Origin of the sequence: Rhizobium sp. LjRoot30 (assembly GCF_964253915.1) — a bacterium.
Taxonomy (GTDB): Bacteria; Pseudomonadota; Alphaproteobacteria; order Rhizobiales; family Rhizobiaceae; genus Metarhizobium.
In genome coordinates this window covers 394188-419849 of the sequence record NZ_CAXUSG020000003.1, presented here as the reverse complement: position 1 = coordinate 419849, position 25662 = coordinate 394188, and the positions used below count along the sequence as shown (strand labels likewise).

General features: G+C 60.5%; 27 protein-coding genes. 7 read left to right on the top strand and 20 right to left on the bottom strand.

Going from position 1 to position 25662, the window contains the following annotated elements:
- The first annotated feature begins 7 nt into the window (after positions 1 to 7).
- Positions 8 to 328 (top strand): thioredoxin, encoded by a 321-nt coding sequence (gene trxA, locus ACSQ3I_RS09650; RefSeq protein ID WP_109462058.1) that lies wholly within the window; start codon positions 8 to 10, stop codon positions 326 to 328.
- Between the two features lie 57 nt (positions 329 to 385).
- On the opposite strand, the gene ACSQ3I_RS09645 is transcribed toward trxA, so the two are convergent.
- From ACSQ3I_RS09645 to ACSQ3I_RS09600, 10 genes are all read right to left on the bottom strand, one after another.
- Positions 386 to 1738 (bottom strand): bifunctional folylpolyglutamate synthase/dihydrofolate synthase, encoded by a 1353-nt coding sequence (locus tag ACSQ3I_RS09645; RefSeq protein WP_435998253.1) that lies wholly within the window; start codon positions 1736 to 1738, stop codon positions 386 to 388.
- Between the two features lie 26 nt (positions 1739 to 1764).
- A complete protein-coding gene (accD, locus tag ACSQ3I_RS09640; protein WP_435998251.1) occupies positions 1765 to 2727 on the bottom strand; it encodes an acetyl-CoA carboxylase, carboxyltransferase subunit beta in 963 nt (320 codons plus the stop codon).
- A gap of 57 nt (positions 2728 to 2784) precedes the next feature.
- Positions 2785 to 3624 (bottom strand): tryptophan synthase subunit alpha, encoded by an 840-nt coding sequence (gene trpA / locus ACSQ3I_RS09635; RefSeq protein WP_435998249.1) that lies wholly within the window; start codon positions 3622 to 3624, stop codon positions 2785 to 2787.
- Positions 3625 to 3628: 4 nt separating this feature from the next.
- Positions 3629 to 4849 (bottom strand): tryptophan synthase subunit beta, encoded by a 1221-nt coding sequence (trpB, locus tag ACSQ3I_RS09630; protein ID WP_435998247.1) that lies wholly within the window; start codon positions 4847 to 4849, stop codon positions 3629 to 3631.
- Between the two features lie 3 nt (positions 4850 to 4852).
- The gene (locus tag ACSQ3I_RS09625; RefSeq protein WP_435998245.1) at positions 4853 to 5521 is read right to left on the bottom strand and encodes a phosphoribosylanthranilate isomerase; all 669 of its coding nucleotides are present in this window, start codon (positions 5519 to 5521) and stop codon (positions 4853 to 4855) included.
- 75 nt (positions 5522 to 5596) lie between these two features.
- A complete protein-coding gene (locus ACSQ3I_RS09620; RefSeq protein ID WP_435998243.1) occupies positions 5597 to 6358 on the bottom strand; it encodes a M48 family metallopeptidase in 762 nt (253 codons plus the stop codon).
- A gap of 93 nt (positions 6359 to 6451) precedes the next feature.
- Positions 6452 to 6889, bottom strand: a complete 438-nt coding sequence (locus ACSQ3I_RS09615) for a DUF2852 domain-containing protein (protein WP_435998241.1) — start codon at positions 6887 to 6889, stop codon at positions 6452 to 6454.
- Between the two features lie 158 nt (positions 6890 to 7047).
- Positions 7048 to 8328 (bottom strand): polyhydroxyalkanoate depolymerase, encoded by a 1281-nt coding sequence (locus tag ACSQ3I_RS09610; protein WP_435998239.1) that lies wholly within the window; start codon positions 8326 to 8328, stop codon positions 7048 to 7050.
- 252 nt (positions 8329 to 8580) lie between these two features.
- Positions 8581 to 10008: a pyridoxal phosphate-dependent decarboxylase family protein gene (locus ACSQ3I_RS09605; RefSeq protein ID WP_435998237.1), complete on the bottom strand. Its 1428-nt coding sequence runs from the start codon at positions 10006 to 10008 to the stop codon at positions 8581 to 8583.
- A gap of 72 nt (positions 10009 to 10080) precedes the next feature.
- Positions 10081 to 11034 (bottom strand): glutathione S-transferase family protein, encoded by a 954-nt coding sequence (locus ACSQ3I_RS09600; RefSeq protein WP_435998236.1) that lies wholly within the window; start codon positions 11032 to 11034, stop codon positions 10081 to 10083.
- A 173-nt stretch (positions 11035 to 11207) separates the two neighbouring features.
- Between ACSQ3I_RS09600 and ACSQ3I_RS09595 the strand changes: the two genes are divergently transcribed.
- Positions 11208 to 11807: a nitroreductase family protein gene (locus tag ACSQ3I_RS09595; protein ID WP_435998235.1), complete on the top strand. Its 600-nt coding sequence runs from the start codon at positions 11208 to 11210 to the stop codon at positions 11805 to 11807.
- A gap of 125 nt (positions 11808 to 11932) precedes the next feature.
- Here ACSQ3I_RS09595 and gyrB read toward each other — a convergent pair whose 3' ends face one another.
- The 5 genes from gyrB to ACSQ3I_RS09570 form a co-directional block, all read right to left on the bottom strand.
- On the bottom strand, positions 11933 to 14368 hold the full coding sequence (gene gyrB, locus ACSQ3I_RS09590) for a DNA topoisomerase (ATP-hydrolyzing) subunit B (RefSeq protein WP_435998233.1): 2436 nt from the start codon (positions 14366 to 14368) through the stop codon (positions 11933 to 11935).
- A gap of 148 nt (positions 14369 to 14516) precedes the next feature.
- On the bottom strand, positions 14517 to 14882 hold the full coding sequence (locus tag ACSQ3I_RS09585) for a helix-turn-helix domain-containing protein (protein WP_435998231.1): 366 nt from the start codon (positions 14880 to 14882) through the stop codon (positions 14517 to 14519).
- The gene (locus ACSQ3I_RS09580; protein ID WP_435998229.1) at positions 14879 to 15442 is read right to left on the bottom strand and encodes a Smr/MutS family protein; all 564 of its coding nucleotides are present in this window, start codon (positions 15440 to 15442) and stop codon (positions 14879 to 14881) included. Before ACSQ3I_RS09580 ends, ACSQ3I_RS09585 begins: the two co-directional genes overlap by 4 nt.
- Entirely contained in the window at positions 15442 to 16560 is a 1119-nt protein-coding gene (gene mltA, locus ACSQ3I_RS09575) for a murein transglycosylase A (protein WP_435998227.1), read from the bottom strand. Before mltA ends, ACSQ3I_RS09580 begins: the two co-directional genes overlap by 1 nt.
- Positions 16557 to 17258: a Tim44/TimA family putative adaptor protein gene (locus ACSQ3I_RS09570; protein WP_435998225.1), complete on the bottom strand. Its 702-nt coding sequence runs from the start codon at positions 17256 to 17258 to the stop codon at positions 16557 to 16559. The genes mltA and ACSQ3I_RS09570 overlap by 4 nt, the downstream gene beginning before the upstream one ends.
- 152 nt (positions 17259 to 17410) lie before the next feature.
- Here ACSQ3I_RS09570 and ACSQ3I_RS09565 point away from each other — a divergent pair, with 152 nt between their 5' ends.
- Both ACSQ3I_RS09565 and secB read left to right on the top strand, forming a co-directional pair.
- A complete protein-coding gene (locus tag ACSQ3I_RS09565; RefSeq protein WP_435998223.1) occupies positions 17411 to 17917 on the top strand; it encodes an FxsA family protein in 507 nt (168 codons plus the stop codon).
- 106 nt (positions 17918 to 18023) lie between these two features.
- Entirely contained in the window at positions 18024 to 18488 is a 465-nt protein-coding gene (secB, locus tag ACSQ3I_RS09560) for a protein-export chaperone SecB (RefSeq protein ID WP_435998221.1), read from the top strand.
- 84 nt (positions 18489 to 18572) lie between these two features.
- Here the strand turns inward: secB and dnaQ are convergent, their stop codons facing one another.
- The 5 genes from dnaQ to ACSQ3I_RS09535 are packed head-to-tail and all read right to left on the bottom strand — an operon-like array spanning position 18573 to position 22182.
- The gene (dnaQ, locus tag ACSQ3I_RS09555) at positions 18573 to 19277 is read right to left on the bottom strand and encodes a DNA polymerase III subunit epsilon (RefSeq protein WP_435998219.1); all 705 of its coding nucleotides are present in this window, start codon (positions 19275 to 19277) and stop codon (positions 18573 to 18575) included.
- A 1-nt stretch (position 19278) separates the two neighbouring features.
- Complete coding sequence (gene coaE, locus ACSQ3I_RS09550) at positions 19279 to 19878, bottom strand: dephospho-CoA kinase (protein WP_435998217.1); 600 nt, start codon at positions 19876 to 19878, stop codon at positions 19279 to 19281.
- Complete coding sequence (locus ACSQ3I_RS09545) at positions 19875 to 20735, bottom strand: shikimate dehydrogenase (RefSeq protein WP_435998215.1); 861 nt, start codon at positions 20733 to 20735, stop codon at positions 19875 to 19877. Before ACSQ3I_RS09545 ends, coaE begins: the two co-directional genes overlap by 4 nt.
- On the bottom strand, positions 20728 to 21327 hold the full coding sequence (locus ACSQ3I_RS09540; protein ID WP_435998213.1) for a Maf-like protein: 600 nt from the start codon (positions 21325 to 21327) through the stop codon (positions 20728 to 20730). Before ACSQ3I_RS09540 ends, ACSQ3I_RS09545 begins: the two co-directional genes overlap by 8 nt.
- 33 nt (positions 21328 to 21360) lie before the next feature.
- A complete protein-coding gene (locus ACSQ3I_RS09535) occupies positions 21361 to 22182 on the bottom strand; it encodes a pyruvate, water dikinase regulatory protein (protein ID WP_435998211.1) in 822 nt (273 codons plus the stop codon).
- A gap of 423 nt (positions 22183 to 22605) precedes the next feature.
- Here ACSQ3I_RS09535 and hemE point away from each other — a divergent pair, with 423 nt between their 5' ends.
- The 3 genes from hemE (at position 22606) to rho (ending at position 25603) form a co-directional block, all read left to right on the top strand.
- Positions 22606 to 23622, top strand: a complete 1017-nt coding sequence (gene hemE, locus ACSQ3I_RS09530; protein WP_435998350.1) for a uroporphyrinogen decarboxylase — start codon at positions 22606 to 22608, stop codon at positions 23620 to 23622.
- On the top strand, positions 23619 to 24155 hold the full coding sequence (gene hemJ / locus ACSQ3I_RS09525; RefSeq protein ID WP_435998209.1) for a protoporphyrinogen oxidase HemJ: 537 nt from the start codon (positions 23619 to 23621) through the stop codon (positions 24153 to 24155). The genes hemE and hemJ overlap by 4 nt, the downstream gene beginning before the upstream one ends.
- 182 nt (positions 24156 to 24337) lie before the next feature.
- Complete coding sequence (gene rho / locus ACSQ3I_RS09520) at positions 24338 to 25603, top strand: transcription termination factor Rho (protein ID WP_435998207.1); 1266 nt, start codon at positions 24338 to 24340, stop codon at positions 25601 to 25603.
- Positions 25604 to 25662: the final 59 nt, after the last annotated feature.

The window sequence follows — 25662 nt, the reverse complement described above, 5'->3', positions numbered from 1 at the left end:
CAGCCTCATGGCGACCGTGAAAGTCGATAGTGCCAATTTCCAATCCGAAGTCCTGAATTCCGCCGAGCCGGTGGTCGTCGATTTCTGGGCCGAATGGTGCGGCCCGTGCAAAATGATCGCTCCGAGCCTGGAAGAGATTTCCGCTGAGCTGGCCGGCAAGGTGAAGATCGCCAAGCTGAACATCGACGAGAACCCGGAACTGGCCGCCAAGTTCGGCGTCCGCTCGATCCCGACGCTCGCCATCTTCAAGGGCGGCGAAGTGGCCGACATCAAGGTTGGTGCTGCTCCGAAGACGGCGCTTTCCAGCTGGATCTCCAACGCCGCCTGATCGGCCGATCCGAATACAAACGAAAAAGCCCGGTTTCGACCGGGCTTTTTTGTGTTTTCAGGTTGGCGGCGTGCTGTTTTCGGAAAGCACATTGCCGGCCAGATAAAGCGAGCCTCCGATCAGGATGCGCGGCGGCGGATCGCCGGCCTTGGTGAGACGCCGCACGCCGGCCAGCGCCTCGCCGAGGCTCGATACCGGTTCGGCGACCAGTTCGGCATCATAGGCGGCACTTGCCAGCACCACCGGATCGATGCCGGCATCGCTGCCGTGGATCGGAACGGCGAACACATATTCGGCAAGGCCGCTGAAGGCGCGGAAATAACCGACCGGATCCTTGGTGTTGATCATGCCGATGATCAGGAACAGCGGCCGCGGCTGGCGCTCCTCGAAGGACGCCATGGTTTCGGCAATCACGTCGCCGGCACCGGGATTATGTCCGCCGTCCAGCCAGATTTCCGATCCTTCCGGTGCTTCTGCGACCAGCGCTCCTTCAGTCAACCGCTGCAGCCGGCCGGCCCATTCGACCGAGGCCATGGCCTTGTCCATCATCGCTTCGGTGACGGTGAAGCCCGCCGAACGGATGGCGCGGATGGCCGCTGCCGCATTGGCATATTGATGCCGGCCGGGCAGGCGCGGCAGGGGCAGATCGGACAGGCCGTGCTCGTCCTGGTAAATCAGCCGGCCGAATTCCTCGTAGGCGACAAAATCCTGGCCGAACACCTGCAGCGGACAACCGAGCCGTTCCGCCGTGGCGATCAGCACCTCGCGCGCCGCTTCAAACGGCTGCTGGCCGATGACGACGGGATGGCCGCGCTTCATGATGCCGGCTTTTTCCGCAGCGATCAATTCGACGCTGTCGCCGAGATAGGCCTGATGATCGAGCGAAATCGGCATGATCACCGACACCGCCGGATCGGCTATGACATTGGTGGCGTCGAAGCGGCCGCCGAGACCGACCTCGATGATCGCGACATCGGCAGGTTGTTCCGAAAACAGGATGAAGGTGACCGCCGTCAGGATTTCGAAAACGGTGATCTTCTGGCCGCCATTGGCCTCCGCCACCCGACGCACGGCATCGGCAAAAACCGCATCATCGACCAGCTGCCCGCGTCCGCCGCGCACGCCGATGCGATAGCGTTCATGCCAGTTGACCAGATGCGGAGAGGTGTGGACATGCACGGCCAGACCGGCTGCTTCAAGCAGGGCACGGCTGAAAGCCGTTACAGAGCCCTTGCCGTTCGTGCCGGCAACATGGATGACCGGCGGCAGACGGCGCTGCGGATTGCCGAGCACATCCAGAAGCCGGGTGATACGGTCGAGCGAAAGGTCGAAACCCTTGGGATGGAGGCCGAGAAGCCGTTCGATTTCCCGGGCCGCCTCGCTGGTGGCGGGTTGGTGCATGGGGATCATCCCGCCACTCCCTTATGCTTTCGCCGTCAGTTGACGACGGTTATCTCGGCGGGCTTGCCGGGGCGGGAAATATGGACCGTCCCGTTGCTGCCGTTGCTGCTACCGTTTGCACCGTTCGAACCATTGACATGCAGGTCGGCCGGCTTGCGCAGCAGAATCTTCAGGAGTCGTGCCAGCGTCGAAGGGATATCGTGGCGCTTGACGACGAGATCGACCATGCCGTGCTCGACAAGGTATTCCGACGTCTGGAAACCCTCGGGAAGCTTTTCGCGCAGGGTCTGCTCGATGACGCGCTTGCCGGCAAAGCCGATTTCGGCACCCGGCTCGGCCAGATGCAGGTCGCCCAGCATGGCGTAGGAGGCGGTGACGCCGCCGGTGGTCGGGTTGGTGAGCACGACGATATAGGGAAGGCCCGCTTCCTTGAGCAGGTTGACCGCGACCGTGGTGCGCGGCAGCTGCATCAGCGACAGGATGCCTTCCTGCATGCGGGCGCCGCCGGATGCGGGGAACATCACCACCGGGCATTTTTCGGTTATGGCGCGCTCGAAAGCGCGAACGATCGCCTCACCCGCGGCCATGCCGAGCGAACCGCCGATGAAATTGAATTCATGGACGATGGCGACCAGCTTCAGGCCCTCGACCTTGCCGAGACCGGCGAGGATCGTATCCTCCTGCTCGGTCTTCAGGCGGCTGTCCTTCAGGCGGTCGATATACTTCTTGGAATCGCGGAACTTCAGCGGATCCTGCGCCACCTTCGGCTGGGCCAGCGCTTCGTAGCTACCATTGTCGAAGAGGTCCGCAAGCCGGGCCTTGGCCGGCATCTTCATGTGATAGCCGGAGGCGGGGATGACCCACTTGTTTTCTTCCAGATCCTTGTGGAAGACCATTTCACCGGTCTCCGGGCACTTGATCCAGAGATTGTCCGGCACTTCCCGGCGGCCCAGCATGGAATTGATCCGCGGGCGGACGTAATTTGTGATCCAGTTCACTTGCAACACTCCTGCTTGCCCGCGCCGAAACCGGCGCCGGGATGCTCTATGGAGAAACTATTCGGCAGCAACAGGGCGGGCGGCACGAACACCGGTGGACAATCCGCGCACAAATGTGACGACGGAATTGACCGTATCCGGGGAAGCCTTGCCATCCGCCGTCAGGCTGCCGGCGATTTGGGCGACAATAGCGGTACCGACGACGACGCCGTCCGCCGCAGCGCCAATGAGACGGGCATGTTCGGCCGTCTTGACGCCGAAACCGACGCAAACCGGCAGATCGGTATGCGCCTTGATCTTGGCCACGGCGGACGAGATCCGCGACGGATCCGGCAGAGCCGACCCGGTGATCCCGTTCATCGAGACGTAATAGACGAAACCCGAGGTGTTCTTCAAAACGGCAGGCAGGCGTTTTTCGTCCGTCGTCGGCGTCGACAGGCGAATGAAATTGATGCCCTTGGCGAGCGCCGGGATGCAGAGCTCGTCATCCATTTCCGGCGGCAGGTCGACGACGATCAGGCCGTCGATGCCGGCTTCCAGCGCGTCGTCAAGGAAACGCTCGACGCCGTAGATGTAGATCGGGTTGTAATAACCCATCATGACGATCGGCGTCGCCTGGTCGCCCTTGCGGAATTCGCGGGCGAGGTCGAGCGTCCTGGCGAGCGTCTGGCCGGCCTTGAGGGCGCGCTGGCCGGCAACCTGGATCGCCGGGCCATCCGCCATCGGATCGGAGAACGGCATGCCGAGTTCGATGACGTCGGCGCCAGCGCCCGGAAGCGCCTTGAGGATCTGCAGCGAGGTGTCGAAATCCGGATCGCCGCCCATGAAATAGGTGACGAGGGCCGGACGGCCTTCGGCTTTGAGATCGGCGAAACGTTTGTCCATACGGGCGGTCATGATCTTAAAGCTCCATACCGAGGATCTTGCCGACGGTGAAGATGTCCTTATCGCCGCGGCCGGACAGGTTCATCACGATGATCTGGTCCTTGCGCATTTTTGGCGCGCGCTTGATGACTTCGGCCAGCGCGTGGCTGGGTTCCAGCGCCGGGATGATGCCTTCGAGCTTGGTCAGAACCTGGAAGGCGTCGAGCGCCTCATGGTCCATGATCGGCACGTATTCGACGCGGCCGATATCGTTGAGCCAGGAATGCTCCGGGCCGATGCCGGGATAATCGAGGCCAGCGGAGATGGAATGACCTTCCTTGATCTGGCCATCGCTGTCCTGCAGCAGATAGGTGCGGTTGCCGTGCAGAACACCCGGTGAGCCGGCGGTGATCGAGGCGCAATGCTCTTCACCGTCAAGACCCTTGCCACCGGCTTCGACGCCGACGATCTGCACGTCCTTGTCGTCGAGGAAGGGATGGAAGATGCCGATGGCATTCGAACCGCCGCCGACGGCAGCGATGACGAGATCCGGCAGACGGCCTTCGGCGGCAAGAATCTGCTCGCGGGCTTCGGTGCCGATCACCGCCTGGAAATCACGCACCAGTTCCGGATAGGGATGCGGGCCGGCAGCAGTGCCGATCAGGTAATAGGTGTCATCGACATTGGTGACCCAGTCGCGCAGCGCCTCGTTCATCGCGTCCTTGAGCGTGCCGCTGCCGGCCGTGACCGGCACGACTTCGGCGCCGAGCAGCTTCATGCGGAAAACGTTCGGCGCCTGGCGCTGCACATCGGTCGCGCCCATGTAGACGACGCAGGGAAAACCGAAGCGGGCGGCGACGGTGGCCGAGGCCACACCATGCTGGCCGGCGCCGGTTTCGGCAATGATGCGCGTCTTGCCCATGCGCTTGGCGAGCAGGATCTGGCCGATGCAATTGTTGATCTTGTGCGAACCGGTGTGGTTCAGCTCTTCGCGCTTGAAATAGATCTTTGCGCCGCCGAGATGTTCGGTCAGGCGTTCGGCGAAATAGAGCGGGCTCGGGCGGCCGATATAATGGGCGCCGAGGTCCTTCAGTTCCGCCTGGAAAGCCGGGTCGGTTTTCGCCTTGTTCCATTCGTCCTGCAGATCGAGGATCAGCGGCATCAGGGTTTCGGCGACGAAGCGTCCGCCGAAGATGCCGAACCGGCCATCTTCATCCGGGCCGGCGCGAAACGAATTGGGTTTTGGCGTCTCGTTCACTCTTTAGCTCCCCGCAACCGCTTTTCGCCCGGTCGCTTCTTTTACGGCGTCGAAAAATTCGTCGATCATCGCCAGGTCCTTAACCCCGGGGGCGCTCTCGACACCCGACGATATGTCGATGCCGGGCGCCTTCGTCACGGCCAGGGCAAGGCCGACATTATCCTTGTTCAGTCCTCCGGAAAGCATGTAATCCACGCTTCCGTCAAGCGATTGCATCAGCGTCCAGTCGAAAGACACGCCATTTCCGCCCGGCAGATCAGAGCCGACAGGCGGCTTGGCATCGAACAGGAAACGATCGACAATCCCTATATAGGCATCGATCTTGTCGAGATCAGCGGCCTCGCGCACGGAAAATGCCTTGATGACAGGCAAGCCGTAGAGTGCGCGCACCGTCAGCACCCGATCCGGCGTTTCCGATCCGTGCAGCTGCAGCATGTCCGGCTTCAAGAGCGCGACGATCTCGTCGAGATCGTCATTGTCGGCATCAACGGTGACGGCGACGATCTTCACCTGGCCGCGCACGGCATCGGCAAGCCGGCCTGCGATATCCGGCTCGATGTTGCGCGGGCTCTTGCCGAAGAAGATGAAACCGATATGGGTCGCGCCGCGGCGGACCGCGCGGTCGATCGCCTCGGGCGTCTTCAATCCGCAAATCTTAATGTCGGGCTTCATGGGCTCGCAAGTGCCACGAAACGGGCAAAGAGTCGAGCCGAAATGCGACTTGCCGCCGTCCGCCCCTGGTCGCGCTCAGCCGAAATCGATGGCGTGCAGCATCGAGCCGTGCCGTTTCAGCCAGGCCTTGGCCTCTTCCATCTCCGGGCAAAGTTTTTCGCACAGCGCCCAGAAACGCGGTCCGTGGTTCATCTCCTTGAGATGCGCCACCTCATGGGCGGCGAGATAATCGATCACCAGCGGCGGTGCCATGACGATACGCCAGGAAAAACTCAGGTTTCCATCGACCGAGCAGGACCCCCAGCGGCTGCGGGTGTCCTTCATGCTGATCGAATTGACCGGGCGGCGGACGCGGTAGGCATGCGCATCCACCAGTGCCTCCAGTTCGCGGCGCGCCTCCTTCTTGAGAAAATCGGCAAGCCGGCGGCCCAGATGTTCCTCGAGCCCGCTGACGCGGATGACCGGCTCGCCGTCGACCAGCACCGCTTCCGTCAACCCGCGCAGCCGGCCGGTATGTTCGATGCGGTGCTTGACGCCGCGCAGAAGGATGGCGCTGCCGGAGCGCAGGCCGGCATCCTCGGGGAATTTTGCCAGCTTGGTCAGCAGCCAGCCCTGGTGGCGATCGAGAAAGGCGTTGACCTCGCGGTCGGCGAGGCCGGACGGAATGGTCATCTTCAGGGCGCGACCGCCGGGTTCGATGCGCAGCGTGATGCGGGTCGCCTGATTGTGCTGGCGGATGGTCAAAGGCATGGAGCGGCCGGCAACGTCAAGCACCCGCTTGACCGGTTCCGGCGGTGGCTTGGCGGCTTTCTTCGGCTTTTTCTTGAAAGGGAACATGGGCTGCTTTTATCCGATTCGCCCGTGGTCAAGGCAAATAAAAACCGGCATCGGAGGGATGCCGGTTTGCAAAGTCACAGGATCTTGCCGACGTCAGGGCGTCGAAAATCCGGGAACGCTACCGCTGCTGTCATCACGCCGGGCATTGTTGCGCTCGCGCATAAACCGGTCGAACTCTTCCTGGTCCTTGGCGCGGCGAAGCTCGCGGACATAGCTATCGAATTCGGCACGCATCTCGTCGAGCTTGCGGCGTTCTTCTTCCAGCCGGTCGAGCTCGGCCTTGCGCCAATCGTCAAAAGCGACGTTGCCCGTATCGAAGTGCGAACGGTGGCGATGCATGTTCTTGCGGCAGCCGGCAAAGAAGCCGTCCGTCGCCTCGTTGACGTCACGCTTGAAACCACGCAGGCGGTCGCCGAAAATGATGTAGGCAAGCATGGCCAGGCCCAAGGGCCAGAAAACCACGAAGCCGAGCACCATCAGAGCGATAGTAGCCGGCGTCCAATCCGGACGGAGCAATGCTGACTGATTCATCGTTCATAACCCTCGTTTCCAGGGGCTGGCCGTTTGCCAACCCTGCAAAACGATGTGGTTAGCGGCAATGACCGCTTCAAGACAGCCTGTTCCCAAATCGGACAAACCGTTGATTTGAAAATTCTAATTCAACGGCCAAGGGCAGCATGATCTGCCCTTCAGGCAGATTTGCCGCCCTTGATGACACGCTTGATCGCCGGCTGTTCCGGCACGGCGGAATGCTGGCGCGCAAAGGCGATGATGCGCGGCGCGATCTCGCGGCGGAAGCGCGAGCCGTTGAAGACACCGTAATGGCCGACATCCGGCTGCATGTAGTGCATGCGCTTTTCGTCGGGAATGTTGGTGCAGATCGTCTGGGCCGCCTTGGTCTGGCCGACGCCGGAGATATCATCGTTCTCGCCTTCGACGGTGAGCAGAGCGACATTGCGGATGGCGCCGGTATCGACCCGCTTGCCACGATGCAGCAACTCACCCTTCGGCAGGGCGTGCTTGATGAACACTTCCTCGACCGTCTGCAGGTAGAATTCCGCGGTGAGGTCCATGACCGCCAGATATTCGTCGTAGAAATCGCGATGCTTTTCCGCCGGCTCGCCGTCGTTCTTGACGAGATGCAGGTAAAAATCCTTGTGCGCGATCATGTGGCGGTCGAGATTCATCGACATGAAGCCGGAGAGCTGCAGGAAGCCAGGATAGACCGGGCGCATAAAACCCGGCTGCGGCCACGGCACCGTCATGATGACGTTGTCTTCGAACCATTCGATCGGCTTGTTCTTGGCCAATTCGTTGACAGCGGTCGGATTGATGCGCGTATCGATGGGGCCGCCCATCAGCGTCATCGAGGCGGGCGCCAGCGGATCATTTTCCGTTTCCATCCGGGCGACGGCGGCCAGCACCGGCACCGACGGCTGACAGACGGCAACGACGTTGGTCTGCGGGCCGAGGTGATGGATGATGTCGATGACGTAATCGATATAGTCGTTGAGATCGAAGTTGCCTTCGGTCAGCGGCACCATGCGTGCATCGATCCAGTCGGTGATATAGACGTCGGCGCTCGGCAGCAGCGCTTCGACCGTGCCGCGCAGCAGCGTGGCATAATGGCCGGACATCGGCGCGACGATCAGGATCTTCGGATCGCCCGCATGGGCGGCCGGCAGCGCACGCTCGAAATGCAGGAGATTGCAGAACGGCTTTGACCAGACGACCTTTTCCGTGACAGCAACGGCCTTGCCGTTGACCGTCGTTTCCGGAAGGTTGAAAGCCGGCTTGCCATAACGGCGCGTGACGCGCTCGAAAACTTCCAGCCCGGCGGCGACGGAACGGCCGACCGCGGTATAGGACAGCGGATTGAGCGGATTGCGATAGGCGATGCGGGTCATTTCAGCCGCGACCCGGAAGGGTGCCATGGCCGCATGGTTCATTTCATAGAGCTGATAAAACATAGGAAGCGCTACCTCTCCTGAGACAGTCCGAAAACGCCGCTCCCAATTCGACGTATGACGAGCCCGCCGAATGGCGGAAGGTGACAGACTAGCAGTTTTTTGCTGCAGGGCAACAAAGTTAAAACATGAAGGAAATCGGGTCGCCTTGAGCTGCAAACCCGGATTTCCTTCATGGAAAGAATGGCATGGCAGACGTTAAAGTTCCGTCCCCGGAAGCTGGTTAACGATCCGGCTACCGAAGCAGGCCAGATTTTATTGCGGCTGCATGGGGCGAGGCTTTCGGGCAAGCTCGGTGATGACCTCAAATGCGGTATCCGCATCGCCTTCCTGCATGTCGAACTGACCGGCCTGGAAACGGATCGCCAGCCGTCCGTCGACGCGGGTCTGCGTCAGGTAGATACGGCCGTCGTCGTTGATGCCGTCGACCAGCCGCTGGTTATGGCGATCGGCATCGGCGCCCTCCGGCCCCTTGTGCCGGAAAGAAAACAGCGACAGGACCGGTTCGGTGACGATTTCGAAATCCGCTTCGCGCCGCAGCCGCTCGCAAAGACCCTGAGACCAGGCGACGTGATTGCGGATCATCGTACGCAGCTCCTCCAGTCCGTGATGGCGCAGCAGGAACCAGAGTTTCAGTGCCCGGAAGCGGCGGCCGAGCGGCACGCTCCATTCGGAATAGTTGACGATGCCGTCGCGGCCGTGGGTTTTCAGATATTCCGGCTGGATCGCCAGCGTCCGCACCAGATCGTCAGGTGCGCGTACGAACTGCACCGAGCAATCGAACTGTGCGCCCAGCCATTTGTGCGGATTGAAGACGATGGAATCGGCAGCCTCGATGCCCGCCCAAAGAGTGCGGAATTCCGGGCAGATCATGGCAGAGCCGGCCCAAGCCGCATCGACATGCACATAAAGACCATGGCGATGCGCCACCGCAATGACCGCGGCGATATCGTCACAAGCCCCAACGCTGGTGCCGCCGACGCAGGCGATCACGCCGGCCGGCAGCAGGCCGGCCGCCTTGTCGCGTTCGATTGCCGATTCCAGCGCCGCCACATTCATGCTTCGTCGGGATCCCGTCGCCGGAATACGCACGAGATTATCCGAGCCGATGCCGGAGACCCAGATGGCGCGATCGATGGACGTGTGAACCTGGTCGGAGGAATAGATGCGCACCGCCGGGTTCGTGGCAAGCCCCTTGCTGTTACCCTGCCATTGTAACGCCTTTTCGCGCATCACGAGGACCGCGGCCAAGGTTGCGGAAGAGGCGGAATCCTGGATGACGCCGGAAAAACCTTCGGGCAAGCCGAGCGCCTGACGCAGCCAATCCACCATGCGGGTTTCGAGTTCCGTCGCCGCTGGCGAGGTTTGCCACAACATGCATTGGGCGGCCATCGCCGTCACCAGATATTCGGCGACCACCGAGGCCGGCGCGGCATTGGCCGGGAAATAGGCAAAGAAACGCGGATGCTGCCAATGCGTCATACCGGGCACGATAAAATCTTCGAAATCCCGGAAGATGCTGTCCATCGCTTCGCCGGATTCCGGCGGTGCATCGGTAATCCTGCCGGCGATGTCCCCCGGCATCGTTTGCGCGCGTACCGGTCTCTCCCGCAATGTTTCCCGGTATTGCGCCCCCCAAACCGCTGCCTTTTCCGACCAGCGGCGAAATTCCTCGTCCTGCATCCATGCCTCTCCCAAACACCAACGCACCGACCATAGGACGGTGCGCCGAAAGCGTCGAGACCCCGAAGAGGCTTACAACACCTCGGAAAGATCCGGTCCTGCCGGAACGATGCCGTTCGGATTGAGCGAAGCGATGGAATAATAACCCTGCTTGATGTGGTCGATATCAACCGTCTCCCGGATGCCCGGCCAACCCAGCATGGCGCGGATGAAGGGGCGCAGATTGCGATAATCGGCGACCCGCCGCAGATTGCATTTGAACAGGCCGTGATAGGCCACGTCGAAACGCACCAATGTCACGAACAGGCGGATATCGCTTTCCGTCGGATGATCGGCAAACAGGAAACGCCTGCCCTCCAGCGCTGCGTCGACCTCATCGAGGCAGCGGAAGACATCGTGGAACGCTTCTTCATAGGCAACCTGTGTCGTGGCGAAGCCGGTGCGATAGACGCCGTTGTTGAGTGCCGGATAGATCTTTTCGCTGAAGGCGTCGATAGCGGCCCGATGTTCGGCCGGGTACAGATCGATATCGCTCTTTGCCAGCGGGCCGAAACCGTCGTTCAGCATGCGCAGGATATCGGCGGACTCGTTGTTGACGATGGTGTTTTTCTGCTTGTCCCACAGCACCGGCACCGTGGCACGGCCGGTGTAGTGCGGATCTGCCTTGGTGTAGATCTCGTGCATGTAGAGCGCGCCGTTGACTTCGTCGGCCGTGGCGCCGGGATAGGAACCGAAACGCCATCCCTCTTTCGTCAGGGCCGGCTCAACCACTGAAATGGAAATCACGTCCTCGAGGCCCTTCAGTGCCCGGCCGATCAAGGTGCGTGACGCCCAGGGGCAGATCAGCGCGACATAAAGGTGATAACGACCGGCTTCAGCGGCAAAACCGCCCTCGCCCGTCGGCCCTGCGGCGCCATCCGTCGTGACCCAGTTGCGGAAACCGGAGATCTGGCGGACAAAGCCGCCCTTGTCGTCCTTCGCCTGTACGGGATGCCAATCGGCTGTCCATTTTCCATCGACAAGCATGGGTCTGCACTCCAATCCGGAACCTTTGCTGTTGCCGTTGCATAGCGCGATTTCACCGCCCTCGCCCGTTCTTTTCCGGCGACACAGTGTCAAACGAATGCAGACCGTTGCCTTGCTCTTTGTCGACGCATGCCTATCTTGGAGACGCTTTCCCATCAGAATGGATTCCCGACATGACCAGTAGCAACAACCGCCAATCCGAGCATGACATCGACGCGCTTTTTCTCGACCGCTGGTCGCCGCGGGCCTTTACCGGCGAACCGATCGACGAGACCACGCTATCGACGATCCTCGACGCCGCCCATTGGGCGCCATCGGCCGCAAACGGCCAACCCTGGCGTTTCGTTTATGCCCGGCGCAATACTGCCGCCTGGCCGGTGCTGCTCGATATTCTCGACGAATCGAACCAGCGCTGGGCAAAAAATGCCGCAGCCCTCGTCATCCTGATCTCGCGCACCCATAATATTTCTGCGGCCACGGGCGAACGGCGTCTGGCCTATACGCATGCCTTCGATACCGGCGCAGCCTGGATGGCTCTGGCGCTGCAGGCGACAAAACTCGGCCTCCATGCCCACGGCATGGGCGGCATCGACCGGGCGAAGGCAATGGATGTGCTGGGTGTGCCGGCTGACGATTACCGGGTCGAGGCTGCCGCAGCCATCGGCTGGCTTGCGGACAAGGAAACGCTGCCCGACGATCTGCGGGCGCGTGAAATTCCGAGCCAGCGCAAGGCGCTGTCGGAAGTGGCTTTCGAAGGGAAATTCGCCGGCTAGGGAAGTGGCCTGAGTGTTTGTTTCACGTGAATCACATTAACCATGATTCACGTGAAACACTAAGCGCTTGAATCTTTTGACGGACTCTTTTGTCAATCTATAGCGTCCGTCGTCCCCAGAAAATACTAGATATCCAGGTTTGCGACGCTGAGGGCATTTTCTTGGATGAATTCGCGGCGCGGCTCGACCTCGTCGCCCATCAGGCGCGAGAACAGGCCATCGGCATTGGTCGCATCGTTGACGCGAACCTGCAGCAGCGAACGGACGTTCGGATCGAGCGTCGTTTCCCACAGTTGTTCGGCATTCATTTCGCCGAGACCCTTGTAGCGCTGCATCGACAAGCCCTTGCGACCCGAAGCGAAGATCGCATCCAGCAGCGCCCGAGGACCAGAGAGTTCAATACGGCCTTCCTTGCGCACCAGCGCCGGCGGCGCGGCGTAGATGTCCTTGAGCCGCGTCGTCATCTGGTCGATGTGACGAGCATCCGAGGAGCCGATCAGCGCCATGTCGAGCACGGCGACTTCCTTGACGCCACGAACCATGCGTTCGAAACGCAGACCGCCATCGGCACCCACATGGCCGGTCCAGCCGCGTTCGGTCTCTTCGGCGATCAGATCCAGCCGCTGGGCGACATCGGCGGCCGTCTGTTCGACCCGCGCCCGGTCGGTCGTCAGCTCGACGTTCAGCGCGCCGGTGATCGCTGCCTGCTCGACGAGCGAACGGCTATAGCGGGAATGCAGGCCGTCGATCAGGCTGCGCAGGCGCAGCGCGTCCTGCACCACCTCGCGCAGATCGTGACCGGTGCGAACCTCGCCCGAGGCGAGGTGCAGGGAGGCATCGTCCAGGCCCATGCCGATCAGATATTCTTCCAGGCCCTTCTCGTCCTTGACATATTGCACCGATTTGCCGCGCGTCACCTTGTAGAGCGGCGGCTGGGCAATGAAGAGATGGCCACGCTCGATCAGCTCCGGCATCTGGCGGAAGAAGAAGGTGAGCAGCAGCGTACGGATGTGGGCGCCGTCGACGTCGGCATCCGTCATGATGATGATCTTGTGGTAACGCAGCTTATCGGCGTTGAACTCGTCCTTGCCGATCGACGTGCCGAGCGCGGTGATCAGCGTGCCGATTTCCTGGCTCGACAGCATCTTGTCGAAACGGGCACGTTCGACATTGAGGATCTTGCCGCGTAGCGGCAGGATGGCCTGGCTTTCACGCGAACGACCCTGTTTGGCGGAACCGCCGGCCGAATCACCCTCGACCAGGAAAAGTTCGGATTTTGCCGGATCACGCTCGGAGCAATCGGCAAGTTTGCCGGGCAACGAGGCGATGTCGAGCGCACCCTTGCGGCGCGTCAGTTCGCGGGCGCGGCGGGCGGCTTCACGGGCAGCAGCGGCCTCGATCACCTTGCCGACCAGCACCTTGGCATCGGCGGGATGTTCTTCGAGCCAGGTGCCGAGCGCCTCGTTGACAAGGCTTTCGACCACCGGCCGCACTTCTGACGACACCAGCTTGTCCTTGGTCTGCGACGAAAATTTCGGATCCGGCACCTTGACGGAAAGCACCGCCGTCAAGCCTTCGCGGCAGTCATCGCCGGTCAGCGAGACCTTTTCCTTTTTCGTCAGGCCGGAGCTTTCGCCGTAGGACACGATCTGGCGCGTCAGGGCGGCGCGGAAGCCGGCCATGTGCGTGCCACCGTCGCGCTGCGGGATGTTGTTGGTAAAACACAGCACATTTTCATGATAGCTGTCATTCCACCACATCGCGACTTCGACGGTGATGCCATCCTTTTCGCTGCGGATCGCCACCGGCTTCTGGACGAGCGGCTTCTTGGCGCGGTCGAGATAAGCGACGAAGGCTTCGAGGCCGCCGTCATACATCATCTCTTCCTGCTTGATGTCCGAATGCCGCTTGTCGGTGAGCAGGATGCGCACGCCGGAATTCAGGAAGGCGAGTTCGCGCAGGCGGTGTTCCAGCGTGCCGTAATCGAATTCCGTCATCGTGAAGGTCTGCGGGCTAGCGAGGAAGGTGACTTCCGTACCCGACCGGCCTTCATATTCGCCAATCACCTGCAGCGGCGCATCGGCGACGCCGTGGGTAAAGGCGATCTCGTGCAGCTTGCCGCCGCGACGGATGCGCAGCTTCAGCCAGACGGACAGGGCATTGACGACAGACACGCCGACGCCGTGCAGACCGCCGGAAACCTTGTAGGAGTTCTGGTCGAACTTACCGCCGGCATGCAGCTGGGTCATGATGACTTCGGCTGCCGAAACACCCTCACCGCTGTGGATGTCGGTCGGGATACCGCGACCGTTGTCGGTCACCGTCACCGAACCGTCGGGATTGAGCGTTACCGTTACGATGTCGGCATGGCCGGCCAGCGCTTCGTCGATGGCGTTGTCGACGACTTCGTACACCATGTGATGCAGGCCTGAACCGTCGTCCGTATCGCCGATATACATGCCCGGCCGCTTGCGAACGGCATCCAGTCCCTTGAGAACCTTAATGGAGTCGGCACCGTATTCGGCGCTGGCGCCGGTTTCGGTCTCAGGTGTGTCTGTCATCAAGAAGTCTTTCCAGATTTGTCAGAGAAGACGCGAAGGATTCTCAGGCGAATCACGCTATTATTCTCGCTCGAATATAGGGATTTTAGGCGCAAGTTCCAAATCTCCGCGGCTGGAACCCGGCATAAAACAGGGGATGAAGGCCGCTTTAGGACGGCTTCGACGCATTTTTCACCATGGTGTCGAGTTGTTCTATCACCTGCGGGTCAAGTTGGCGAATCACCCGCGCCAAACGGTTGGCAAAGGCGGTGTATTCGGACGGCAATCCCGACGTATCGAGGCTGACATGCGGATCGGAGACGCCGGCCAGCATGAACAGCTCCTCCGCCTCGTCCCAGATGATGTTGAAGTAACCCGCCACCCGTTGCAGGAAATCGAAGCTCGGTTTTCCCCGCCGCCCGTGTTCCAGGGCGGAAAGATAGGCGGGCGAAACGCCGATTGCCGCCGCCATCTGTTTTTGCGACACGCCCTTGCGTTCCCGCAGGCTGCGCACGGCCATGCCGAAGGGGGTCACGAGGTTTCCCCCCGGCGCCGGGACAGACGCACATAAAGAGCGCCCTCGCCACCGTGATGTTGTGCCGCCGTTTCGTGCGACGAGATCAGGTAGCGGAATTCCGGCTTCGAGAACCACATCGGCACCGCCCGCTTCAGCGCGCCTTCGCTGCCCATCGAACTGCCCTTGCCGGTAATGATCAGCACATGCCGCATGCCGCGTTCATGAGCGCGGATCAGGAAGTCGAGCAGCATGACATGCGCTTCGCTCTGCACCATGCCGTGAAGATCGATGCGGGCTTCAAGCGACAGGCGACCGCGGGCGAGCTTGCGCTTGACCGGCTTTTCCAGCGGATGATGCCGTTGCGGCGATGGTTTCTTTTCCGCCTGGCCGGTGTCGATAGCCTTGTTTGCCGCAACACCGGGCTTTTCCTTTGACGGCATTTCCTGCGGAAGCGCAGGTGTTTCGAAATCTTCGAAGGCCATCAGGTCTTCGAGCTTGCCGGGCAAAGCCCGCGCCGAGCGGGCGACCTTGCCCCACAGGATGCGCTCCTCGGCGTTCAACTTGCGATCCTTCGCCATCAGCGAAACCTCGCCGCTGCCGCATTTGGAACGAGGATGTGGAAATCGGCGGCATTGCGCACCGTTCCCGCGAGCTCGCCGGCCGCATCACCCGAGCCGGTAAAGATGTCGCCGCGCGCCGGACCGACGATGGCGGTGCCGGTGTCGAGCGCCAGCATCAGCCGCTGGAACGGCCTTCCGCCATCCAGATGGGTGAGGCTTTCGGAACGGATGAAAAAGGGAAAACCGAACGTATGGATCATCCGGTCGACAGCCAGCGACCGGCCGGCGACGAGCGGCACTTTCGCCGCAGCGATCGGTCCAGCCGAAAGATCGTCGACCTCGGCCTCGCGGAAGAAGATGTAGGAGCGGTTATGCCACATCACCTCGTCCATCTGCTCCGGATGGGCGGTCAGCCAGGCGCGGATCGCCTGCATGGAAATGTCGCGGGCGTCGATCTCGCCGCGATCGATCAATAGCCGACCGATGGCGGAAAACGGGTGCCCGGCCTTGGCGGCATAGGTGATTCGCCTGACGCTGCCGTCGCCATATCGCAACCGCGCCGCACCCTGGACATGGGCAAAAAACACATCGATTTTCGATTTCGCCCAGGCAATCTCCAGGCCGCGGCCGGCGAGATGTCCCTGGTCGATGGCCCGGCGGTCGGCATAGGCGCTGAAACCGTCGGGACCGTCCAGCGCGAATGCATAGGATGCGTCGAATTCAGGTGGACGATTACTGTCATCGATGTCGGCAAGATCGTGTGGGCGGCGATAGAACGGATATGTCCATTCGCCTTCCTGCCACGCCGAAACCGCGACCTCCGGTTCGTAGAAAGCGGTGACGAAACCGGCATGGCCATCCCGCCTGGCGATACGGAACGGCGTGCAATGCGCCTCGAAAAATCGCCGCGCCTCTGGCGCACTGCGCGGCAAAGCATGGCTGGCGGCCTGAAGAAGGGGAAGCAGATCGGCGGTGGACAGTCCGAGCGAACCGGTACGATAAGGTTTGACCTCGGTCACATGACGAAGACAGGCGCCCATGGGCGCCAGCAGGGACGTCGGATCATCCTCGCTCCAGCCAGGAAGCTCGGCAAAGGTGAGCGGCTGGAGCGTAAAGTCTGAGGGGTCGGCACTCATTGTTCCGATTCGGTCGCAATCAGCTTCCAGTTCGGATCGCGCGAACGCAGGTCGCGGGCAAACGTCCAGACATCGTTGACTTCGGCCACCGCTTCGGCGTCGCCGTCGATCAGCGCGCCGGCCTTGTCATAGGTGGCGGAGATCAGCTGCGAAGCGATGCGAAGCGTCAACTGTGCTTCGTTATCCTTCATTTCCGCATGCAGGACTTCGGCCTTGTCGATGCCGACGAATGTCGACTTCACCACCTCGCCGCGGCTTTCGCGATCGACGATCGCCGCATCGAAACCTTCATAGACTTCCCGCGAGAGAAGATTGCGCAACGTCTTTCGGTCGCCTTCGGCAAACGCCATGACGATCATCTCATAGGCCATGCGGGCGCCGGCCAGAAATTCCTTCGGATTGAAGGTCGGATCTGCCTTGAGGATGTCCCGCAGTCCGCGATTGAGATCGGTGTCGGGCTTGGCAAAGGCATCGATGACGGCAAAACGATCGTCGCCCTCGGCCGCATCGCGACGCGGCAGGGTCACCACCTTGCCGTTTTCACCCGATTCCGGCCCCTTCGACAGATCGCGCGCCGAATAGGGATCGAATGGCGGTTTCTCGTTTCCGGTTCGCCGGCCGAGCACACTGCGAAGCTGCAGGAATATCAGGACCGCCGCTACCAGAAAAAAGAGTGTCACGAAATCGCTAGAGCCCATATCGTTCCAGAACCGCTGTTAAAATTTGTCGTCTCCCAACCCATATAGTCTGCATGGGCCGATCATTCAAATAGCCAAAGCATATCTTTGGTCCCGGCTTGTTAAGCGTTATACGGTTAAACGATCCTCAAACTCTCGCACGGAACAACGAAATGCGATTTTCTTTCCTGCCTGCGATCTTCCTTTTGCTGCCGTTCGCGGAAATCGCCGGCTTCATTCTGGTCGGTCAGGCGATCGGCGTGCTGGCAACGCTGGGGCTGGTGATCGCCACGTCGATGCTGGGGATTTTCCTGCTGCGCCAGCAAGGTCTGGGTATTCTCCGCAAAATTTCCACTGAGAGCCGCGGCGGCGGAGTGCCGAGCCGCGAACTGGTGCATGCGGCGATGATCGTGATTGCCGGTTTCCTGCTGCTGCTCCCGGGCTTCATCACCGACATCATCGGGTTGCTGTTCTTCATCCCCCCGGTGCGTGATCTCGCCTGGAAACTGTTTAGCCCGCGCATCGTGGTGATGGGTTCGAAGAATTTCTACACGTCCGGTCATTCGGCCGGTCCGCGCCCTGCAAGAGGTGGTCCCGTCGTCGATCTCGACGGCGATGATTTTCACCGCGACCCTGATCCGAACTCTCCCTGGTCGGACAAGCCACGTATCGGCGACTGAGCGACGCGCCTTCCAAGGGGCACCGAAGCCGGAGGCGGCAAGGGTTGTAAGCCGAAATGCGAAGTGGTAGATGGCTTCACCCCTAGAACGCCGCAAGGAACAGCCTATGGCCAATGAGCAAAGCCCGAGCCTCAATATTCTGGCTCAATACATCAAGGATCTTTCCTTCGAAAACCCCGGCGCGCCGCGGTCCTTGCAGTCCCGCGACCAGGCACCGGACATCAACATCAATGTCAACGTCAATGCCAATCCGCTGTCGGATTCGGATTTCGACGTCGTGCTGTCGCTGAATGCCGAAGCCAAGGATGGCGACAAGGTCCTGTTCAACTGCGAGCTGGTTTATGGCGGCGTCTTCCGCATCACCGGTTTCCCGCAGGAACACATGCTGCCGGTCCTCTTCATCGAGTGCCCGCGCCTCCTGTTCCCCTTCGCACGCCAGATTGTTGCCGACGCAACGCGCAACGGCGGCTTCCCGCCGCTGATGATCGACCCGATCGATTTCGCGCAGATGTTCACGCAGCGCATGGCCGAAGAACAGGCCCGTGCCAAGGTTTCGGCCGTACCGAACTGAGCGGTTTAAAAACCAGCCGATCTTTTCGACGCCCGGGCATTGCTCCGGGCGTTTTCTTTTGTCCCTACCTCTGACGACCTTGCTTCAGGCGTCGTATCGCTGCCAGAGACCCTTGCCGCCGAGACTTGCGACCAGCGCCTCATGGGCAGTTTTTTCCTCGATGGTGATCCGGGACGGCAGCGCATGCGGGCGCCGGCGGACCGCGGCGACAATATCCTCTTCCTGTCCTGCCGCGTTTCCGGAAGACGATCCGGTCTGGCCGAGGCCGAGCGCTGCCTGACGGCCACCGATCATCTCGATGTAAACTTCGGCCAGAAGCTCGGAGTCGAGCAGCGCGCCGTGGCGGGTTCGGTGGGAATTGTCGATGCCATAACGACGGCAGAGCGCATCGAGCGAATTCGGTCCCATCGGATTCTTGCGACGCGCCAGCGCCAGCGTATCGATCACCTGGTCCTGCGGAACTGCCGGCAAACCGAGCCGGCCGAATTCGGCATTGATGAACCCCATGTCGAAGTTGGCGTTGTGGGCGATCCATTTGGCGCCCTGGAAGAACGATACGATGTCTTGAGCGACAGCGGCAAAGACCGGTTTGTCCTTGAGGAACTCATCGGTGATGCCGTGGATCGCCAGTGCGTCCGGATGCACCTTTGTGTCGCCCGGATTGATGTAGAGATGCAGCGTGTTGCCGGTCGGAAAATGATTGAAGAGTTCGATCCCGCCGATTTCGATGATCCGGTCGGTCTTGTTGTCGAGGCCGGTGGTTTCCGTATCGAAAATGATCTCGCGCATCTCAGCTCTCTCTTTTCTTGTCTGCCCGCAGCGCCGCGATGACATCCAGCACCTGCCGGCGAGCGTCGTCCATGCCGTTGCCGGTATCGATCAGATAATCCGCCTGCCGGCGTTTTTCACCATCCGGCATCTGGCGGGACAGGATCATTGCAAATTTTTCTTCCGTCATGCCGGGACGCGCCAACACCCTCTCGCGCTGGATTTCCGGATCACAGGTAACGACGACGACGACATCGACGCGATCCTCTCCGCCTGTTTCAAACAGCAGCGGGATATCGAGAACGACCATGTCGGCGCCGGCTGCCCTTTGGCTCTCGATAAACGCCTTCTCCTTTAACCGCACCAACGGATGGACGATGGCTTCCAGCTGCTTGAACTTATCCGGATTCCCTGACAGTTGCCCGGATAATTTTCCGCGGTCGACGACACCGTCAACGGCAACACCAGGAAAGGCCTGCTCGATCGGCGCGACCGCTTCGCCGCGATAGAGATCGTGCACGACCTTATCGGCATCGTTGACCGGAATGCCTTCGGTTGAAAACATTGCGGCTGTCGTCGACTTGCCCATGCCGATCGAGCCGGTGAGACCGATGAGGATCATGCGTGCGCCGCCATGTCGGCGATGATCAGGGCGCGCAAGGCCTCCTCCACCGCCGGCCGTTTGCCGAACCATTTTTCAAACCCGGGCACAGCCTGATGCAAAAGCATGCCCAGGCCATCGACCGTGGCGAAACCCTGCTCCTCCGCCTGTTGCAGAAAAGGCGTGCGCAACGGCACATAAACAATGTCGGTTACCACTGCACCAGCCGACAGCGGCGAAAAGTCGATGGCAACCGCCTGTTCGCCATCCATGCCGAGCGACGTCGTGTTGACGAACAGGCCGCAGCCTTGCAACACGTCCGTCAACGCCTCCTGCGGATGGGCATGCACCTTCGGGCCAAACCGATCGGCGAGTTCGCGAGCGCGGGCCACGGTGCGGTTCACCACGTGGACCTCGGAAAAACCCCGATCCCGCACCGCCTGGATGACTGCCCGCGCCGCGCCGCCGGCACCGAAGATGACCGCTTTCTTGTGAGCATCCCATCCGGGCTGGCGTTCATCGAGATTGGCGGCGAAACCGTAACCATCAGTGTTAGTGGCAAAGATCAGGCCATCCTGGCGCCACAGCGTGTTGGCCGCGCCAAGCTCTTCCGCCAGCGCATCCGGTCGGTCCGCCAGCCGGTAAGCATTTTCTTTATGCGGGATAGTGACATTGCCGCCGCGAAATCCGGACGAGCCATCCTTGAGGCCTGCAAGAAAAATCTCGAAATTCTCCGGCGCAACATCGATGGCCCGATAGGCACCCGGCAATCCGAACTGCTTGAGCCAGTGATTGTGGATCAGCGGCGACCGCGAATGCTTGATCGGATGGCCGACGACGAAGGCATCGTTAACAAATGTTTCACGTGAATCACGCATCGATAACACCGAGATTTCGCAGGTGCTCCAACAGAGGAAGCATCGGCAGGCCGACAATGGTAAAATAGTCGCCGTCTATGGCGGAGAAGAGCTGGATGCCCTCGCCTTCCAGCTGATAGCCGCCGACGCTCTTGAAAATCGTTTCCCCCACCCTGTCGAGATAGGTCTCGACAAATTCCGGGGTGAATGGACGCATGGTCAGTCTGGCGTGCGCAACCTCTCTGACGAGGATTTCGCCGCCGCGGGCAAGAACGATGGCGCTGTTCAACTGATGCGTCTTACCCGCCAGCGACAAAAGGTTCTCACTGGCCTCCTGTCGGCCCTTCGGCTTGTGATAGACGCGCGCGCCCAGCGACATCGTCTGGTCGGAACCGAGGATGACGGCATCAGGAAAACGGCGGCTGACATCCAGCGCCTTGGCTTCCGCCAGCACCAGCGCCACCTGATCCGGTGTCGCGCCTTGCTGCTCCAGCGGTGCCTCGATTGCCCGCTCGTCGATATCGGCGGCGATGGCTTCGAAGCGCAGCCCGGCATTTTGCATCAAGCCGCGCCGGAACGGACTCGAAGACGCCAGGATCAGGGGAAGCGACATCGGCATGATCCTCCAAATGTACCAAACCGGCGCTTAACGCAGCTTCGGCCGCAAGGCAACGATGGCGGCGGCGGTTTCTTCGATCGAACGGCGCGTCACGTCGATAATCGGCCAGTTATGGCGGGCGCATAAGGAGCGGGCATATTTCAGTTCCTCCGCAATCGTCGCCCGGTCGGTATAATGGCCGTTGTTGAAATCGGACGTGGTTCCGAGGATCCGGTTTTCCCGGACCTGCGAAATCCGGTCCGACGTGGCGATCAGGCAGACGATCAGCGGTTTCGTTGCCCGCAACAGGCTTTCCGGCAAGGCGACGCCGTTGACGATCGGCACGTTGGCGGTCTTGATCCCGCGGTTGGCGAGGTAGATGCTTGTCGGCGTTTTCGACGTGCGGCTGATGCCGATCAGCACCAGATCGGCTTCGTCATACCCATCCGGCGCCTGCCCGTCATCGTGATCCATGGTGAAGTTCAATGCTTCGATACGCGCAAAATAATCGGCGTTCATGCGATGCTGCGCCCCGACCCGGCGGCGCGACGGCGCGCCGAGATAGGCCTGAAATGTCGTCATCACCGGTTCCAGCACATTGACGGAGGGAACCTCGATCTCTTCGCAGCGTTCCTTTACCAACGCCGCCAACTCTTGGTCGACCACCGTATAAAGGACAATGCCGGGTTCTTTGTCGATCGCCTCCAGCACCGGCAGCAGCTGCTTGCGATTGCGGATCAGCGGATAGACGTGTTCCACCGGATTGTGCAGCTTGAATTGCGCCGATGCTGCCCGGCCGGCGGAGATCAGAGTCTCGCCGGTTGAGTCAGAAATGAGGTGCAGATGGAAGAAGTTTTTTCTGTTCTCCACGCTAAACTCCGCCCCCTGTTGAAAACCATGGATAAGATTGAGCGTGGGACGGGCCTCGCCGCAACGCAAGGGAAAACTGCCGATTTATCCACATCGGCATCTTCGACGGATTGCAAAAGATTGGGGCTGTGGGTTCTGTGGACAAGTGTTTTTCCGCTCTGCTTTTCCACAGGAATTCCCCAGATCGCATGGCTGAGGTATCGACCCGTATCGCACTGATTCCAAAATGGAATTTCTTCATCCATTCCGTTTGAGGCGAAAACGGGCGAATTGACCCACATGGATTGCAGCAAGGCGCGTCAAAATGAGCAGGCTGGGGATGGATTTTAATCCTTGATACCCACTGACTCTAAGAAATAGAAAAACCTTTGAAATGATTTCTTTGTTTTAGGGAAAGCCGCATTGACCGACGACCGCAAGATCATGAGAGTGCTGAACGGTGAGACGATCTGTCCGCCTCCCATCTGGCTGATGCGACAGGCTGGTCGTTATCTGCCGGAATACCGGGAGACCCGCGCCAGGGCCGGCAGCTTTCTCGATCTCTGTTATTCGCCGGAATTTGCAACGGAAGTGACGCTGCAGCCCATCCGCCGTTACGGCTTTGATGCCGCCATTCTCTTTTCCGATATTCTCGTCATCCCCGATGCGCTGGACCGCAATGTGCGTTTCACCGAAGGCCACGGGCCGGAGATGGACCCGATCGACGTTTCCGGCATAAAAGCCTTGAAGCCCGATGCAGTGCTCGGCCACCTCAAGCCGGTCTTCGAGACGGTCGGCCGTCTGCGCCACGAGCTGCCGCAGGAAACGACGCTGCTCGGCTTCTGCGGCGCGCCCTGGACGGTTGCGACCTATATGATTGCCGGGAAAGGCACGCCGGATCAGGCGCCCGCCAGACTGTTCGCCTATCGCGAACCGAAAGTCTTTGCCGAATTGCTGGCTTTCCTGGCCGACGTCTCTGCCGATTATCTCGTGGCGCAGATCGATGCCGGTGCCGATGCGGTGCAGATCTTCGATTCCTGGGCCGGCGTTCTCGGGGAAACCGAGTTTGCCGCCTATGCCGTCGAGCCGGTCCGGCGTATCATCGCCTCGGTCAAATCAAGGCGGCCGAAAGCCAAGATCATCGCTTTCGCCAAGGGTGCCGGTTACATGCTGCGGGATTACCGCCAGAAGACGGGTGCCGATGCGATCGGTCTCGACTGGTCGGTGCCGCTTGCTTTTGCCAAGGAGTTGCAAAAGGACGGGCCGGTGCAGGGCAATCTCGATCCGATGCGTGTGGTTGCCGGCGGCAAGGCGCTGACCGATGGCATCGGTCATATTCTCCAAGAACTCGGCCATGGCCCGCTGATCTTCAATCTCGGTCACGGCATTACGCCGCAGGCAGACCCGGCGCATGTTACGGCCCTTGTCGATCAGGTGCGGCGTTGGGAGCCGAAACGATGACGCAGCAGACGGACCCGCGTGAAGGCAGCAAGGCAAAATGGCGGGCGCTGACGGCGATCGTCGTCTTTGGCGCTGTGCTCGGCGGGCTCTATCTCTGGCAGAATGACGAATTTTACCTCTGGGCCAAGGCGTTCCATATCGTCGCCGTCATCTCGTGGATGGCGGGGCTGCTCTATATGCCCAGGCTTTTCATCTACCACACCGATGCCGAACCCGGTTCGAAACAATCGGAAACCTTCAAGGTGATGGAAAAGCGGCTGATGAGCGTCATCATGCGGCCTGCGATGATCATCACCTGGTTGCTCGGCCTCTATCTTGCCTGGTCGATGTACGGTTTCCAGGGTGGATGGCTTCACGCAAAGATCGCGCTCGTCGTGCTGATGTCCGGATATAACGACTATCTCGCCAAGGCCGTGCGGGTCTTTGCTGCGGACGGACCGCGCAAATCAGCGCGCCATTGGCGCTTCCTGAACGAAGTCCCGACCCTGCTGATGATCGCCATCGTCATTCTCGTGGTGGTCAAACCCTTCTGATCGCAAATGTTTTAATTTCGCTGTTTTTGACGTTCCCTCTTGCGGCGCTGCAAGCGAGTCGCTATTTTCCGCCCATCTCTTCTCGTGGCTTGTGTAACATTTTATCGTCTGCGGCCTTTATCCGTAGCACTGATGACGATCAGCACGCCTTTCCCCGAAAAAATTGAATTGTGGTCCCCTTCATGGCTGAAATGAAGCTTCAAGAACTTAAGAATAAGACTCCGACCGATCTTCTCGCCTTTGCCGAGTCGCTCGAGGTCGAGAACGCCAGCACGATGCGCAAGCAGGAACTGATGTTCGCGATCCTCAAGATCCTCGCCAGTCAGGATGTCGAGATCATCGGCGAAGGTGTCGTCGAAGTTCTTCAGGATGGTTTCGGTTTTTTGCGTTCGGCCAATGCCAACTATCTGCCTGGCCCGGATGACATCTACATTTCCCCTTCGCAGATCCGCCGCTTCTCGCTGAAGACCGGCGACACCGTTGAAGGCCCGATCCGCGGCCCCAAGGAAGGCGAACGGTATTTCGCGCTGTTGAAGGTCAACACCATCAATTTCGACGATCCCGAAAAGATCCGTCACAAGGTTCATTTCGACAACCTGACGCCGCTCTATCCGAACGAGCGTTTCAAGATGGAGCTCGACAATCCGACCTCCAAGGATCTTTCCGCCCGCGTCATCGATCTCGTTGCCCCGCTCGGCAAGGGTCAGCGCGGCCTGATCGTCGCACCGCCGCGGACCGGTAAGACAGTCCTCCTGCAGAACATCGCTCATTCGATCACCGCCAACCATCCGGAATGTTATCTGATCGTCCTCTTGATCGACGAACGCCCGGAAGAAGTAACGGATATGCAGCGCTCGGTGCGCGGCGAGGTCGTGTCCTCGACCTTCGACGAACCAGCGGTGCGCCACGTGCAGGTTGCCGAAATGGTGATCGAAAAGGCAAAACGCCTTGTGGAACATGGCCGCGACGTCGTCATCCTGCTCGACTCGATCACTCGCCTCGGCCGTGCCTACAACACCGTTGTCCCCTCCTCCGGTAAGGTCCTGACCGGTGGCGTCGATGCCAACGCCCTGCAGCGCCCGAAGCGTTTCTTCGGTGCGGCGCGTAACATCGAGGAAGGTGGCTCGCTGACGATCATCGCCACGGCGCTGATCGATACCGGCAGCCGTATGGACGAAGTGATCTTCGAAGAATTCAAGGGCACCGGCAACTCGGAAATCGTCCTTGACCGCAAGGTCGCCGACAAGCGCATCTTCCCGTCGATGGATATTCTCAAATCCGGTACCCGCAAGGAAGACCTGCTGGTTCCCCGTCAGGATCTGCAGAAGATCTTTGTCCTTCGCCGGATTCTCGCCCCGATGGGCACGACCGACGCTATCGAGTTCCTTATCGACAAGCTGAAGCAAACGAAGAACAACGGTGACTTCTTCGACTCGATGAACACCTGATTTTTCCTTAGCCGGATTCTTCAGGATTTCGTTTTTGAAAGGTGGGCTGCTTAGCCCAC

Coding starts and splice junctions, on each gene's coding strand:
- dnaQ (WP_435998219.1), bottom strand. CDS start 19,277: ATGCGCGAGATCATTTTCGATACGGAAACCACCGGCCTCGACAACAAG.
- ACSQ3I_RS09600 (WP_435998236.1), bottom strand. CDS start 11,034: ATGCTTGTCGATGGAAAATGGACAGCCGATTGGCATCCCGTACAGGCG.
- rho (WP_435998207.1), top strand. CDS start 24,338: ATGGCTGAAATGAAGCTTCAAGAACTTAAGAATAAGACTCCGACCGAT.
- secB (WP_435998221.1), top strand. CDS start 18,024: ATGGCCAATGAGCAAAGCCCGAGCCTCAATATTCTGGCTCAATACATC.
- ACSQ3I_RS09570 (WP_435998225.1), bottom strand. CDS start 17,258: ATGGGCTCTAGCGATTTCGTGACACTCTTTTTTCTGGTAGCGGCGGTC.
- ACSQ3I_RS09620 (WP_435998243.1), bottom strand. CDS start 6,358: ATGTTCCCTTTCAAGAAAAAGCCGAAGAAAGCCGCCAAGCCACCGCCG.
- hemE (WP_435998350.1), top strand. CDS start 22,606: ATGAGAGTGCTGAACGGTGAGACGATCTGTCCGCCTCCCATCTGGCTG.
- ACSQ3I_RS09545 (WP_435998215.1), bottom strand. CDS start 20,735: ATGCGTGATTCACGTGAAACATTTGTTAACGATGCCTTCGTCGTCGGC.
- trpA (WP_435998249.1), bottom strand. CDS start 3,624: ATGACCGCCCGTATGGACAAACGTTTCGCCGATCTCAAAGCCGAAGGC.
- ACSQ3I_RS09610 (WP_435998239.1), bottom strand. CDS start 8,328: ATGTTTTATCAGCTCTATGAAATGAACCATGCGGCCATGGCACCCTTC.
- mltA (WP_435998227.1), bottom strand. CDS start 16,560: ATGAGTGCCGACCCCTCAGACTTTACGCTCCAGCCGCTCACCTTTGCC.
- ACSQ3I_RS09595 (WP_435998235.1), top strand. CDS start 11,208: ATGACCAGTAGCAACAACCGCCAATCCGAGCATGACATCGACGCGCTT.
- ACSQ3I_RS09565 (WP_435998223.1), top strand. CDS start 17,411: ATGCGATTTTCTTTCCTGCCTGCGATCTTCCTTTTGCTGCCGTTCGCG.
- ACSQ3I_RS09580 (WP_435998229.1), bottom strand. CDS start 15,442: ATGGCGAAGGATCGCAAGTTGAACGCCGAGGAGCGCATCCTGTGGGGC.
- ACSQ3I_RS09645 (WP_435998253.1), bottom strand. CDS start 1,738: ATGATCCCCATGCACCAACCCGCCACCAGCGAGGCGGCCCGGGAAATC.
- coaE (WP_435998217.1), bottom strand. CDS start 19,878: ATGATCCTCATCGGTCTCACCGGCTCGATCGGCATGGGCAAGTCGACG.
- gyrB (WP_435998233.1), bottom strand. CDS start 14,368: ATGACAGACACACCTGAGACCGAAACCGGCGCCAGCGCCGAATACGGT.
- ACSQ3I_RS09540 (WP_435998213.1), bottom strand. CDS start 21,327: ATGTCGCTTCCCCTGATCCTGGCGTCTTCGAGTCCGTTCCGGCGCGGC.
- ACSQ3I_RS09615 (WP_435998241.1), bottom strand. CDS start 6,889: ATGAATCAGTCAGCATTGCTCCGTCCGGATTGGACGCCGGCTACTATC.
- trxA (WP_109462058.1), top strand. CDS start 8: ATGGCGACCGTGAAAGTCGATAGTGCCAATTTCCAATCCGAAGTCCTG.
- ACSQ3I_RS09625 (WP_435998245.1), bottom strand. CDS start 5,521: ATGAAGCCCGACATTAAGATTTGCGGATTGAAGACGCCCGAGGCGATC.
- ACSQ3I_RS09605 (WP_435998237.1), bottom strand. CDS start 10,008: ATGCAGGACGAGGAATTTCGCCGCTGGTCGGAAAAGGCAGCGGTTTGG.
- hemJ (WP_435998209.1), top strand. CDS start 23,619: ATGACGCAGCAGACGGACCCGCGTGAAGGCAGCAAGGCAAAATGGCGG.